The organism is Ralstonia sp. 1B3 (assembly GCF_036631435.1).
In genome coordinates this window covers 62,915-74,863 of the sequence record NZ_JAPNUG010000027.1, presented here as the reverse complement: position 1 = coordinate 74,863, position 11,949 = coordinate 62,915, and the positions used below count along the sequence as shown (strand labels likewise).

Below are 11,949 nucleotides of genomic sequence, written 5' to 3'. Positions count from 1 at the left end.
TCACATGTGGTTGACTTCATCGGGCAGCCGATAGAACGTCGGGTGGCGATAGATCTTGTCGGCCATCGGGTCGAAGAGCATCGGCTTGTCGTCAGGTTCGCTCGCGGTGATGGCGGCCGACGGCACCACCCAGATGGAGGCGCCTTCCTGCCGCCGCGTGTAGACATCGCGCGCCATCTGCAGCGCCTGCTTGGCGTCCACGGCGTGCAGGCTGCCGCAATGCTTGTGCTCCAGGCCCTGCTTGCTGCGGATGAACACTTCCCACAGCGGCCATTCGTGTTGATGCATGGTGGGTTCCTTCCGGTTCAGGCAGCTTGTTGATTGGCGGCAGCGCGTTCGGCCTGCTTGCGTGCGTAGGCGAGCGCGGCTTCACGCACCCACTCGCCTTCTTCGTGTGCGCGTTTGCGGGTGGCAAGGCGCTCGCGGTTGCACGGGCCGTGACCATCGAGCACGCGCTTGAATTCGGACCAATCGAGCGGCGAGAAATCGTAATGGCCGCGCGCTTCGTTCCACGTGAGGCCGGGGTCGGGCAGCGTCACGCCAAGCACGCGCGCCTGCTCGACGGTGGCGTCGACAAAACGCTGCCGCAGATCGTCGTTCGAGATACGCTTGATTCCCCAGGCCATGGTCTGCGCGCTGTTGGGCGATGCGGTGTCGGGCGGCCCGAACATCATCAGCACCGGAAACCACCAGCGGTTGACGGCTTCCTGCACCATGTCGCGCTGCGCCTGCGTGCCGCCCATCATCGTCAGCAACGATTCATAGCCCTGACGCTGGTGGAACGACTCTTCCTTGCAGATGCGGATCATGGCGCGCGCATACGGGCCGTAAGAGCAACGGCACAGCGGCACCTGGTTCATGATGGCCGCGCCATCGACCAGCCAGCCGATCACGCCCACGTCTGCCCAGGAGAGCGTCGGGTAATTGAAGATCGACGAATACTTCGCCCGGCCTTCGTGCAGCGCGTCGATCATCTCGTCGCGCGAGCTGCCGAGCGTTTCAGCGGCGGAATAGAGATAGAGGCCGTGGCCCGCTTCGTCCTGCACCTTGGCCAGGAGGATGGCCTTGCGCTTGAGCGACGGCGCCCGGCTGATCCAATTGCCCTCGGGCAGCATGCCGACCACCTCGGAGTGCGCGTGCTGCGAAATCTGCCGCAGCAGCGTCTTGCGGTACGGCGCCGGCATCCAGTCCTGCGGCTCGATCTTGTGGTCGGCCCCGATGCGTGCATCGAAGCGCGCCTGCAAATCGGCTTCGCCTTGAGAGGCGGCGGCCAGTTCCTGCTCCGTGAGCAGACCGCCGGGCTGGTCGAGGCTTTGGGTGTACATGCGATCCTCCGGCCGCTGGCGCGGCATGTGCACGGCACGTCATGCGCACCGTGTTTTGGATGGATCGATTATAAACCGTCCGACCGGTCGGTCAATAACGGTTTTCACCGCATGCCTCGTGTGAGACATGCGGTGCGCCCTGCTCCTCAGGTTCCTTTTCTGTGACTCAGATTGGCGCTGCCGACGAGGCTTCGCCCTGCCCGGCGCCTTGCGTGCGCGTGCGCACAAACACGCCCGCCAGCACCGAACCCAGCACGGCGGCAACTGCCCCCAGCAGGAACGCGAGGTGATACCCGCCATTGAGTGCCGTCGTGGCATCGGCCCCTGCCGCAGCCAGACCTTCGGTGCGCGCGGCAGCCAGACTTGCCAGGATGGCCAGGCCCAACGCGCCGCCCATCATGAACGACGTGTTGACCACGCCAGACGCCAGGCCGGATTCATCGGGCGCCACATCGCTCATGGCGGCCAGCAGCACCGGGTTGAACGCCACACCGGCGCCCAAGCCGAGCAACAGCATGCCGGGCAGCACGTCGAGCACAAAGCTGCCGCCCGCGGGCGCGCGCGCAAACAGCACCAGCCCAATGCCTGCCACCAGCAAACCCACCGAGAGCGGCGCGCGAATGCCGAAGCGCATCACGAGCTTGGCCGACAGGCCCAGCGAGAACACCGCCATGATGATGTTGGCGGGCAGGAAGGCCAGCCCCACCTGCATCGCGCTGTAGTCGAGCACGCGCTGCATGTACAGCGCCGAGATGAAGAACCACGCAAACATCGCCGCCGCCCACAGCACGCCGACCACGTTTGCTGTGGCGACGTTGCGCAGCGCGAACATACGCAGCGGCATCAGGGGATGCGACACACGCGATTCAATGACCAGGAACGCGATCATCAACGCAATGGCAATGCCCAGCTGCGTGAGCGTCTGCGTCGATGTCCAACCGGCTTCGTTGCCGTGCACGACGGCGTACACCGCGAGCATCAGCGATGCGGTGACGGCGATCGCGCCTGCCACGTCGAGTTTTGTGCGATCGGCCAACGGCTTGCCCACCGGCAGCAACGCCACGCAGGCGGCGTACACCGCCACGCCAATCGGCAGGTTGACCAGGAAGATCCAGTGCCAGCTCAGCGTGCTCGTCAGGAGGCCACCGAGCAACACCCCGATGCTGCCGCCGCCCGCACAGACAAAGCCGTAGATGCCCATTGCCTTGGCGCGGTCCGCCGGCGAGGTGAACAGATTCATGATCAGCGACAGCGACACCGCCGACACCACCGCGCCGCCCAGCCCCTGCACGGCGCGCGCCGTAATCAGCAGCCCTTGCGAATTCGCCAGCCCGCATGCGGCCGATGCCAGCGTGAACAGCGTCAGCCCCAGCAGGAACAGCTTGCGATGCCCGAACAGATCACCCAGCCGGCCGCCCAGCAACAGGCACCCGCCGAAGGTCAGCATGTAGGCGTTGACGACCCACACGAGCGAGGTTTCTGTAAAGCCCAGGTCTGCCTGGATGGACGGCAGCGCAACGTTCACGATGGTCGTATCGAGCACGATCATCAGCACGCCCAGGCAGAGCACGATGAGGGCAAGCCAACGCTTGCGTTCGTCGATGCCATGCGTCATGGAATCACTCCTATGCTTGGCCGCCGTGCCTGAATGTCGCTCAGGATTGCGCAGCCGATTTGGGGTTGGCGAGACCGGCTTCAACGTCCTTGCCGGTTATCGCATCCGTACAGAAAAAGGCCCGTCAGCTTGAAAATGTGCCCGGCACAGCGGTCATCGCGACAACGATGCAATCGCAATGATCTTCAGCATGAAGAGCGCTCCGACGGATGAGGGCAGCAGGTGAAAAGGACACATTTGCACGGGCCATGCAAAGGGTCGCGGCCAGAACAGCCGGTCGTCACCAAGGGGGTGGTTTCGTTGATATTGGTAAAACCCCGGTGATCGCGCAGTCTAGCACCGGACCGCCGCCGTGAGCCAAGACAGACCGCCTACGATTTTGCGTAGAACGGCCACCGGGCGGCGGCCGTCCGCACACGCCGTGCAGTTACATCGGCTTGGGGGCGATGACCATCCACGTGATGCCAAAGCGATCGGTCACCATGCCGAATGCGTTGGCGAAAAACGTTTCGGACATCGGCATCGTGACTTGGCCACCTTCGCCGAGTGCCTTGAAGGTGCGCTCCGCAGTGGCGTTGTCAGCCACGTTCACGGACAACCCGAAACCCTTGAAATCCGTCTTGCCGGCGGCCATACCGTCGGACGCCAGAATCTGCGTTTCTCCGACGCGGAATGCAGCATGCATGACCTTGTCGAGCGGAGGCGCCACGCCGCCGCATTGCTCGGCCGTGGGCTGCGCATCCTTGGGCGCATCCTTGTAGCGCATCACGACATCGACCTTGGCGCTGAGCGTTTTCTTGTAGAACTCCAGCGCTTCTTCACAACGACCTTCGAAGAACAGATACGGTTGAACTAGCATCACAACTCCTTGGGGTGGACTTGGGGGACTGCAAAGCCGCGCGTTGCGCCACGCGGTCGGGGAAAAAATTCGATCAGCTGCACGCAGGTTCGGGCACCGGCATCGGCACCGAGGCATGCTCGTGTACGACTTGCCAACGGCCATCGCGCTTGCGAAAACACACGGTGGCGCGCGTCTGTGCATCGTGCTTTGCGCCGTCGCGGTAGCGCGCGCGCAACCGATTCACGCTGAAGCAATAGGCCAGATCGCCACTCACCTCAAGGTGCAATTCGGTGAACTGGAAATCGGCCTGACCTTCCAGCGCGTCGAACCAGCTTTGCCAGTTGCGGCGGTATGCATCGACACCTTTGACGAACAGCGGCGGCATCACGTCGAACACGACAACATCGGGCGCGTAATGCCGCATGACGGCGTCGACATCCTTGGCGCGGACGGCGGCGGCCCATGCGTTGGTCAACGTGCGGAGTTCCGCTGCATCGTCCGCTGCGGCTGTGGCTAGGGTCATGTCGGTCTCCGAAAGGTCTGTCGCAATAAACGCTTGGAAATTTGCGAAGCAGCGCCTAGGGTTCAATTGTGAACACTGTCCACAAACGATAGCAGACATAATGGACGGTGTCCACATAGAACTTGCGGAGACGCATTGCATGACCCAGGAACCACCCCGACCGCCCGTGCGGAGCACGTATCGCCATGGCGACTTGCGACGTGCGCTGCTCGACGCCGGCATTGAACTGGCGCGCGCCGGCGGGCCCGACGCCATCGTGCTGCGCGAAGCTACGCGCCGCGCTGGCGTGGTGCCGAACGCCGCCTACCGGCACTTCGCGGGGCGACAGGACTTGCTGCAAGCTGTGCGGGCAGAGGCGTTGGCCGCGTTGGCGCGCGCCATGGAGGCCGAGTTGGACGCCATCGACCCGACGTGGCCCGAGGATGTGCGCGCACGTGCGTCGCTGCGCGCCATCGGCGTGGGTTATCTGCGGTTTGCGCAGATGGAGACCGGCCTCTTCCGTACGGCCTTTGCTGTGCCCGACGAAGTGGAAAACGATGCGGACCCGGCCAAAGCCGGCAATAGCGGCCTGAACCCGTTCCAGTTATTGGGCCTGGCGCTGGACCGCATGACCGCTGCCGGCGTGTTGCCGCCCGAACGTCGCCCGGGTGCCGAATACCTCGCATGGTCGGCGGTGCACGGGCTGGCGTTGCTCATCATCGATGGGCCGCTGCGCGGGCGCCCGCCGGAGCAAACCGGCGCCATTGCCTTGCGCGTGGTGGAAATGGTGGAGAACGGCCTGTAGAGACGACTGAACCGGTGCGTCAATGGAATATGGCTTGCGCTCGAAGTGTTTACCATCAAGGCAAAAGCCACCCACCGGAGAACCACCATGCAGATGCGACTTGGCACATGGATCAGCGCCGCCGCGCTCGTGTTGAGCGCATGCGCGTCGCTCACGCCGATCCAGACGGGGCAAAAGATGATCGGCCAGCCCGAAAAGGCCGTGCGCGAGACCTTCGGCGCGCCCACCGAGACGTATCAACTGGCAAACGGCACGCACCGCTGGATCTATTCGAAGCAGCCGATGGGCCACGAAGTCTATGCCGCCGACTTTGATGCAAGCGGCAAGCTGACCAACTATCGGCAGATGCTGACGGAAAAGGAAATCTACGAGGCGCGCCCTGGTGTGTGGACCAAACGCGATGTGCTCGAGCGCTTCGGCACACCAAAGGAGCCGACGCAGTACTACCCGCTGATGAAGCGGGAGGCGTGGTCATATCGGATGTACGTGCTCGGGTATCAGCAGGCGCACTTCAACGCCCTCTTCGACGACAACGGCGTGCTCGATCGCACCATGATCGTCGTCGACCCGCTCGGCGGGGACCACCAGAGCCGCAAGTAATCCAGAGACAGCGCCCGGCGGCGCATTGCACGCCGCGCGGGTTTCGATGCTGGCGCCGCGCTTAACCCAGCGCAGAAGCGATGGCCTGCGCGAGTTCGTTGGCTTCGAACTTGGCGACGTAGCCATTGGCGCCAACGCGGCGCACGTGGTCTTCATTGGCCGAGCCCGACAGCGACGAGTGGATCACCACCGGAATCGACTGGAACGCCGGCTCGGTCTTGATCTTGCGCGTGAGCGTGAAGCCGTCCATCTCGGGCATTTCCAGATCGGTCAGCACCAGCGCGATCTTGTCACGCACGGTCTTGCCTTCGCGGGCGGCATCGCGCGCGATGTTCTGCAGCGTATCCCACGCTTCCTGGCCGCTCTTGGTCATCACGTATGGGGTGCCCATCGCCTCCAGACCGTTTGCGATCAGCGATCGCGCGAGGCCCGAGTCATCCGCCACAAGCAGCTTTGCGCCCGGCGGCAGCTTGATCGGCCGCTCGTCATTGTCCGGCGCCAGATCGGTGCGGCGGGTCGGGAACACATCCACCAGGATCTGCTCGACGTCGATCACCTGCGCCAGGCGCGAGTTGTCTGCATTGCCATCCAGGCGCGCCAGGCTCGTGATATTGCTGCTGCCCACGCTCGCCTCGGCCGGGAAGATCTGGCTCCACTCCAGGCGCACGATCTCGTCCACTTCCTCCACCGCAAAGCCTTGGGTCGAGCGCGCGTATTCGGTAATCAGGAGGATGTTGGCATTGCCGTTCTTGGTGCCGATCACGCTGGCAAGGTCGATCACGGGAATGATCTGGCCGCGCACATTGACCGCACCCAGGATATGGGCGCCGGCATCCGCCACATGCGTCACAGGCGGCATGACCATGATCTCGCGCACCTTGAAGACGTTAATGCCGAACATTTCGCGCTGATTGGAACGCGCAGATTCGCCCAGGCGGAACAGCAACAGCTCAAAGCGGTTGTTGTTCGTCAGATTGGTCCGTTCATCGACTTCGTGCTGCGACATTGTCTTCCCCCGTTCAAGCACACGTTATGTGGCGGTAAACGGCACGGCCTTTGGCAACTTGAAGGCGTTTTGCGAATGTGAACGCCGCGCCCTTCCAGCGTGGGGAAACAAAAGCCTAGGCAACCTTTACGTGCGCGACGAGGAAATCCAGAAACGCCCGAACACGCGCGGGCAGATGCGCGCCCTGCCCAACGTAGACGGCATGGATGTCTTCGGTCTCGCCGGGGTTGTAATCCTCCAGCACGGGGACGAGGCGGCCGGCCTCCAGATCGGCACGCACCTGAAACTCCGCCAAGCGCGCCAAACCCAGGCCCGCGACCGCCACGGCGCGCAACGCTTCGCCATCGCTGATCTGGGCGTTGCCGTGCGGGGTGAATTCGGTGCGGCGACCGCGCTTGATAAAAGGCCAGGCGTTTGCGGCGCGCACGTAGCTGAACGTCAGGCAGTTGTGGCCCTCCAAATCAGCCGGCGTGCGCGGCGTGCCGGCGCGCGCCAGATAGGCCGGCGAGGCCACCACCATCAAGCGCGTCTGTCCCAGCTTGCGCGCCACCAGCCGGGAACTCTTCAGCGGTCCGCTGCGCAGTGCAACATCGGTGCGGTCTTCCAGCAGATCGACCACACGATCCGTGAGCGCAATGTCGAGCGACACTTCCGGGTGACACGCCAGAAACGCCGGCACGATCGGCAGCAGCAAATGCGTGCCGACCGGCACATTCGAGTTGATGCGCAATCGCCCTGAAGGCTGCGCCCCGGCAGAAGCCTCACGCTCGGCCTCGTCCAGATCGGCCAGCACCGTCACGCTGCGCTCATAGAAGGCCGTGCCCTCCGGCGTGAGCTGGAAGCGCCGCGTGGAGCGGTTCACTAGCCGCGCGCCCAGCCGGCCTTCCAACCGTGCCACCAGCTTGCTCACCGCCGACGGCGTCATCCGGCACGCCCGCGCCGCCGCCGAGAAACCGCCTTCTTCCACCACCCGCACGAAGACTTCCATCTCGCCAAAACGATTGACATCGAGCCGCGCCATTGTGATTTCAATTCATAGATATTGTTCTGACAGGCAGTCTATCGCACAGATCCTGGCGTTCTCATACTGGTAGCCATTGCTGATTCGAGGCTCCATCCAACACCAATATGACTACACAGGACAAAGTCGCGCTCGTCGTGGGCGCGCAGGGCGTGATCGGCCGCAACCTGATCGAACACCTCGCCACATTGGACGACTGGCGCATCGTGGGCCTGTCGCGTCGCGGCGGTGAATCGACACAGCGCGTCCGGCACATCGCCGTCGACCTGCTCGACGCGGCCGCCACGCGCATCAAGCTCGGCGCGCTGGGCAACGTCACCCATATCTTCTACGCCGCATACCAAGACCGTCCCACCTGGGCCGAGCTGGTGCCGCCCAACCTCGCCATGCTGACCAACGTGGTCGACGCCATCGAAGCCGCATCGCCCGACCTGACGCACATTAGCCTGATGCAGGGCTACAAGGTCTACGGCGGTCACCTTGGGCCATTCAAAACGCCGGCGCGCGAAACCGATGCGCACTTCATGCCGCCTGAATTCATGTTCGATCAGCAGACCTTCCTGGAAGCGCGCCAGCCGGGCAAAGCGTGGACGTGGTCGGCCATCCGCCCGTCGGTGGTGGGCGGCTTCGCGCTGGGCAACCCGATGAACCTGGCGGTGGCCATTGCCATGTATGCGTCGATCTCGAAAGAGCTGGGCTTGCCGCTGCGGTTTCCCGGCAAACCCGGCGCGTACGGCCACCTGCTGGAAATGACCGACGCCGGCCTGCTCGCCCGCGCCACCGTGTGGGCCGCCACCGACCCGCGCTGCGCCAACCAGGCCTTCAACATCAACAACGGCGACCTGTTCCGCTGGAGCGAAATGTGGCCCCGGATCGCGCGGTACTTTGACCTGGAAGTCGCCCTGCCGCTGCCCTTGTCGCTCGACACCGTCATGGCCGACAAGGCGCCGCTCTGGCAGAGCATGATCGCCCGGCATGGCCTGGCAAACACGCCCTACCGCGATGTGTCTTCGTGGCGCTTTGCCGACTTCGTCTTCTCGTGGGATTACGACATGTTCGGCGACGGCTCCAAGGCTCGCCGCTTCGGCTTTCATGAATACGTAGAGACGGAAGCGATGTTCATGCGCATCTTCGACGACTTGCGCGAGCGCAGGATCATTCCGGGGTAGAGCATCCGGATGCCCCCACGATGAAGACGCCCTGGCCGATCCGGCTAGGGGGATGTCCCGACTCGGGTTTCCTCAGGATGGGTCGATATAGTGAAGGCGGGGCGGTAGCTCATAGGTCGAGCGGCGACGGTTTACCGGCGCAGGCAGGCAGGTTCAAATCCTGTACGCCCCACCATCTGATGATGTTGAGGAGCAACCAACGTTGTTGTGCCGTTAAGCATAAAGTGGCCATTTGGACAGGTTATGGTTGTTGACCCGATCGGCCACGTTATGCTTTATCGGCACGGCGCACCTTAACGCGCGAGTCCTCAAACGGCCGCAAAACCGACGGGCAAAAAAGCCGGCCAATGGCCGGCTTTTGTCTTGAACTCTTCCGCTTCGGTGATCTTCAGTCCGCCTCCATACGGTCCCGCGCTTCTTGCAGCAAGGTGATCACGCCTTTAACGCTGCCAAGCACCTGTTGCGGGACATGCCACCCACCGGCCCTTGTCGACGGCATATAGCGACGGCTGGGCCGATTGGCACATGGTTTCATGCGGCACGCAGACCTACCTTCTCTTCACGGCAACGGATGACGACACACGTGCGATCGCGATCTCGCATTTTGCGCGCATGGCTTCGTTCAGATTGACGTTGTCGACCGACTCCCAAACCAACGTCAGGAAGAGATCGATCATGGACATCGCACAGGCGACTGTTATTGGTGGCAACCTGGTTGCCATCATCAAGCGGGACTTCTACAACGGCGGCGCATTCACCGCTATCGGCGGGCTGCCCGTCACCGGGGCAGTCAGGCTGGACAACGGCATCGGCAACGCTGTGCCCAACTCCACGCTGGGCACCCACGAACACAACAACGTGACCGACGTCGTCATCGACGTGAACAGCCGCTTGCTCCAGCTTGGCGACAACGCCATCAAATTCGCCCTTGCCCACGAACTGGGCCACGCCTTCAGCGAAAAGCTGGCGGCAGACCTGGGCTACGACCACAAGCGACCGCTGGACGGCCCGCGTACGGAGATCATTGCGGACCTGGGCGCCGCATACCTGCTGAAGCAAGCCGGGGTGAGCTGGGACGATATCTGCAACGTTGCCAACAACGGCGTTGCGACCGGCATCTTCAACGCCGGCTGGTCTGGCGACCACCCGCCCGGTGCCAAGCGCGCCGAGTGTGTGAAGAGCCTGGCGGAACTAATGAAGGCCGGCCATAGCTTCAAGGATGCGTTGAAGGGATTGCTGCTCAGCCTGGAGGGGTATGGGCAGGGGCACTAGGCTGTGAGCGTAGTGCCGAGGCGTAGTGCCGAGGAATTGAACCGATGGTAAAGGCCGGCGCCTAGGGTGCCGGCTCTTTGTGGTTGAGGTTGGTCGATCAGTGCGCCATCCCGCAAGATAGGCAACCCTCTTTTGTCTGCAGGGCCGCCAATTTCAGCAGTGGTATCGCGGGCAAAGATCTACTGCAGGGTTTTAGTGCGACCGGCCTCTTCAACGAAGAAGGCCGAAGGCGCCACCGCCTCGATATCAAACCCCCTGTCCCAGAGAACCTCCCCTGCCTGCACTTCCAGCCGAATACTCAACCAGTCGGCCACTCGGCGGCATGCCTCTTCACGCTTGGCGGCACTGAAACCTGCGTAGCTGGATATCTCCGCGCCCGTGAAATGGAGCGCAAGCGTGCAATTTGCCTGCAGCCCGTAAGGGCTACGGGTCGTCCATTCCGCTTGGACGTCGTAGCCGCCGGCTTTTGTGTGGAATGTTCTGACAAATGCACTTCGCGGTAGCGTTGCTGCCACCACGGCGCCCAATTCCCGTTCGGCAGCGGCGCCGGTCTCTTCGACTTGTGCGTTCAGCATTGCGTTTCCCCCGGGGTTCGAAGCTGGACCAGTATCGAAATTCCCCGAGCGTACCCGCCGCGCTGGCCAAAATACTGACGTGGATCAATTATTGAGCGTATCGCCGGCGGGCCCCTGTACAACTGTGGCTTCTGCAAACGATCCGTCACACGCGAACAGCAACGCGCCGCGCAGATACCTGCGTATCGGGTATCTGACGCGGCAACATGAAGTTCCGGGAGCGGCTGCCGATAACACTATTGTTTCCCCTCCCGCCCCCGCACGCCTCATGTCCAACAACGCCCCCAACCTCGGCTGTACCACGTGCCGGAACGGTCACCTTTGCCTTTCGCGTGGCTTGAACAGCCGGGAGGCGGCCTTGGTGGAGGACATCGCACATCGAAAGATCAGGGTAAAGAGAGGCGAGTCGATTTTCCGTTCCGGCGATGCGCTGGACGATATCTATGCGGTCAAGTACGGCACGTTCAAGCTGACGCTGGGCACCGCCGAAGGCCGGGAAATGATCGCAGCGTTCTACCTGAGCGGCGACATATTCGGCACGGACGGCTTCGAGTCGGATACCCGAACCTCAACGGCAATCGCGTTGGAAGACTCCGAGGTATGCGCCATATCGTGGAACAGCCTTGCCGAGTTGGCACAACGGGAAGGCGCGATTCAACAACTGGTTACGCAGATCTTCAGCGCGCGCATCGGCCGTAAACAACGGCTGATGCTCTGCATCGGTTCGATGCGCTCGGAAGAGCGTATCGCCATGTTTTTGCTCGACCTTTCTGAACGCCTGCGGGAACGGGGCTTCTCCAATCGACACATCATCCTTCGCATGAGCCGCGAAGAGATTGCCGAGCACCTCGCCATGACACTCGAAACCGTGAGCCGGATCTTCAGTTTGCTCGCGCGCGAAGGCATCTTGCGAGTGGACCATCGCGAGATCCAGATCCTCGACGTGCAAGGGCTGGAGACGGTTGCACAGGCGGGCGTTCAAAAGCACCCGGTTCTCTAGCCTCCGCTGAACGAAGCAGGCGGTGAAAGCGCTTTCGCCCCGTCGATCATTCGCGAGCATCTTCCATGCGCCCAAAGGCAATTGGGCAAGGCACGCTGCCTTGGCAGAAATCGCCGCATCGCAATTCAGCACATCCTGAAAACGCGCGGCCATTCAGCGCCTCGCGCGATGTACTGGAGGAATCGCTAGACATTGAACTCAAACATTCATACCGTGAT

Annotated in this window: 13 protein-coding genes and 1 tRNA gene; 6 read left to right on the top strand and 8 right to left on the bottom strand. The window is 62.8% G+C overall.

The window, feature by feature from the left end; all coding sequences use genetic code 11:
* The 5 genes from paaB to OWR21_RS07875 all read right to left on the bottom strand — a co-directional run bounded on the left by paaB (window position 1) and on the right by OWR21_RS07875 (window position 4,304).
* Complete coding sequence (gene paaB, locus OWR21_RS07895; RefSeq protein WP_332394939.1) at window positions 1–288, bottom strand: 1,2-phenylacetyl-CoA epoxidase subunit PaaB; 288 nt, start codon at window positions 286–288, stop codon at window positions 1–3.
* 17 nt (window positions 289–305) lie between these two features.
* Entirely contained in the window at window positions 306–1,325 is a 1,020-nt protein-coding gene (gene paaA, locus OWR21_RS07890) for a 1,2-phenylacetyl-CoA epoxidase subunit PaaA (RefSeq protein ID WP_332394938.1), read from the bottom strand.
* A 166-nt stretch (window positions 1,326–1,491) separates the two neighbouring features.
* Window positions 1,492–2,940 carry a DHA2 family efflux MFS transporter permease subunit gene (locus tag OWR21_RS07885; RefSeq protein WP_147213908.1) on the bottom strand — a complete coding sequence of 483 codons (1,449 nt, stop codon included), beginning with the start codon at window positions 2,938–2,940 and terminating at the stop codon, window positions 1,492–1,494.
* A gap of 427 nt (window positions 2,941–3,367) precedes the next feature.
* Window positions 3,368–3,799, bottom strand: a complete 432-nt coding sequence (locus tag OWR21_RS07880) for a VOC family protein (protein ID WP_147213907.1) — start codon at window positions 3,797–3,799, stop codon at window positions 3,368–3,370.
* 73 nt (window positions 3,800–3,872) lie between these two features.
* On the bottom strand, window positions 3,873–4,304 hold the full coding sequence (locus OWR21_RS07875) for a YybH family protein (RefSeq protein ID WP_316902340.1): 432 nt from the start codon (window positions 4,302–4,304) through the stop codon (window positions 3,873–3,875).
* A gap of 139 nt (window positions 4,305–4,443) precedes the next feature.
* Between OWR21_RS07875 and OWR21_RS07870 the strand changes: the two genes are divergently transcribed.
* Both OWR21_RS07870 and OWR21_RS07865 read left to right on the top strand, forming a co-directional pair.
* Window positions 4,444–5,088, top strand: coding sequence for a TetR/AcrR family transcriptional regulator (locus tag OWR21_RS07870; RefSeq protein WP_147213905.1), 645 nt, complete (start codon window positions 4,444–4,446; stop codon window positions 5,086–5,088).
* Between the two features lie 87 nt (window positions 5,089–5,175).
* Window positions 5,176–5,688 (top strand): hypothetical protein, encoded by a 513-nt coding sequence (locus OWR21_RS07865; protein ID WP_332394937.1) that lies wholly within the window; start codon window positions 5,176–5,178, stop codon window positions 5,686–5,688.
* A 61-nt stretch (window positions 5,689–5,749) separates the two neighbouring features.
* Here OWR21_RS07865 and OWR21_RS07860 read toward each other — a convergent pair whose 3' ends face one another.
* The gene (locus OWR21_RS07860; RefSeq protein WP_092971204.1) at window positions 5,750–6,694 is read right to left on the bottom strand and encodes a chemotaxis protein; all 945 of its coding nucleotides are present in this window, start codon (window positions 6,692–6,694) and stop codon (window positions 5,750–5,752) included.
* A gap of 115 nt (window positions 6,695–6,809) precedes the next feature.
* Window positions 6,810–7,715, bottom strand: coding sequence for a LysR family transcriptional regulator (locus OWR21_RS07855; RefSeq protein ID WP_316902343.1), 906 nt, complete (start codon window positions 7,713–7,715; stop codon window positions 6,810–6,812).
* A gap of 107 nt (window positions 7,716–7,822) precedes the next feature.
* Between OWR21_RS07855 and OWR21_RS07850 the strand changes: the two genes are divergently transcribed.
* The 3 genes from OWR21_RS07850 to OWR21_RS07840 all read left to right on the top strand — a co-directional run bounded on the left by OWR21_RS07850 (window position 7,823) and on the right by OWR21_RS07840 (window position 10,156).
* A complete protein-coding gene (locus OWR21_RS07850; protein WP_332394936.1) occupies window positions 7,823–8,884 on the top strand; it encodes an SDR family oxidoreductase in 1,062 nt (353 codons plus the stop codon).
* Window positions 8,885–8,982: 98 nt separating this feature from the next.
* Window positions 8,983–9,059 (top strand) — tRNA-OTHER (locus OWR21_RS07845).
* A gap of 350 nt (window positions 9,060–9,409) precedes the next feature.
* Complete coding sequence (locus OWR21_RS07840) at window positions 9,410–10,156, top strand: hypothetical protein (protein WP_332394935.1); 747 nt, start codon at window positions 9,410–9,412, stop codon at window positions 10,154–10,156.
* Between the two features lie 179 nt (window positions 10,157–10,335).
* Here the strand turns inward: OWR21_RS07840 and OWR21_RS07835 are convergent, their stop codons facing one another.
* A complete protein-coding gene (locus OWR21_RS07835; protein WP_332394934.1) occupies window positions 10,336–10,731 on the bottom strand; it encodes a hypothetical protein in 396 nt (131 codons plus the stop codon).
* Between the two features lie 268 nt (window positions 10,732–10,999).
* Here OWR21_RS07835 and OWR21_RS07830 point away from each other — a divergent pair, with 268 nt between their 5' ends.
* On the top strand, window positions 11,000–11,731 hold the full coding sequence (locus tag OWR21_RS07830) for a cyclic nucleotide-binding domain-containing protein (RefSeq protein WP_332394933.1): 732 nt from the start codon (window positions 11,000–11,002) through the stop codon (window positions 11,729–11,731).
* Window positions 11,732–11,949 lie beyond the last annotated feature (218 nt).

What these genes read in the sequence shown, in the direction of transcription:
- paaB (WP_332394939.1), bottom strand. Translation starts at nt 288, where the DNA reads ATGCATCAACACGAATGGCCGCTGTGGGAAGTGTTCATCCGCAGCAAG.
- paaA (WP_332394938.1), bottom strand. Translation starts at nt 1,325, where the DNA reads ATGTACACCCAAAGCCTCGACCAGCCCGGCGGTCTGCTCACGGAGCAG.
- OWR21_RS07885 (WP_147213908.1), bottom strand. Translation starts at nt 2,940, where the DNA reads ATGACGCATGGCATCGACGAACGCAAGCGTTGGCTTGCCCTCATCGTG.
- OWR21_RS07880 (WP_147213907.1), bottom strand. Translation starts at nt 3,799, where the DNA reads ATGCTAGTTCAACCGTATCTGTTCTTCGAAGGTCGTTGTGAAGAAGCG.
- OWR21_RS07875 (WP_316902340.1), bottom strand. Translation starts at nt 4,304, where the DNA reads ATGACCCTAGCCACAGCCGCAGCGGACGATGCAGCGGAACTCCGCACG.
- OWR21_RS07870 (WP_147213905.1), top strand. Translation starts at nt 4,444, where the DNA reads ATGACCCAGGAACCACCCCGACCGCCCGTGCGGAGCACGTATCGCCAT.
- OWR21_RS07865 (WP_332394937.1), top strand. Translation starts at nt 5,176, where the DNA reads ATGCAGATGCGACTTGGCACATGGATCAGCGCCGCCGCGCTCGTGTTG.
- OWR21_RS07860 (WP_092971204.1), bottom strand. Translation starts at nt 6,694, where the DNA reads ATGTCGCAGCACGAAGTCGATGAACGGACCAATCTGACGAACAACAAC.
- OWR21_RS07855 (WP_316902343.1), bottom strand. Translation starts at nt 7,715, where the DNA reads ATGGCGCGGCTCGATGTCAATCGTTTTGGCGAGATGGAAGTCTTCGTG.
- OWR21_RS07850 (WP_332394936.1), top strand. Translation starts at nt 7,823, where the DNA reads ATGACTACACAGGACAAAGTCGCGCTCGTCGTGGGCGCGCAGGGCGTG.
- OWR21_RS07840 (WP_332394935.1), top strand. Translation starts at nt 9,410, where the DNA reads ATGGTTTCATGCGGCACGCAGACCTACCTTCTCTTCACGGCAACGGAT.
- OWR21_RS07835 (WP_332394934.1), bottom strand. Translation starts at nt 10,731, where the DNA reads ATGCTGAACGCACAAGTCGAAGAGACCGGCGCCGCTGCCGAACGGGAA.
- OWR21_RS07830 (WP_332394933.1), top strand. Translation starts at nt 11,000, where the DNA reads ATGTCCAACAACGCCCCCAACCTCGGCTGTACCACGTGCCGGAACGGT.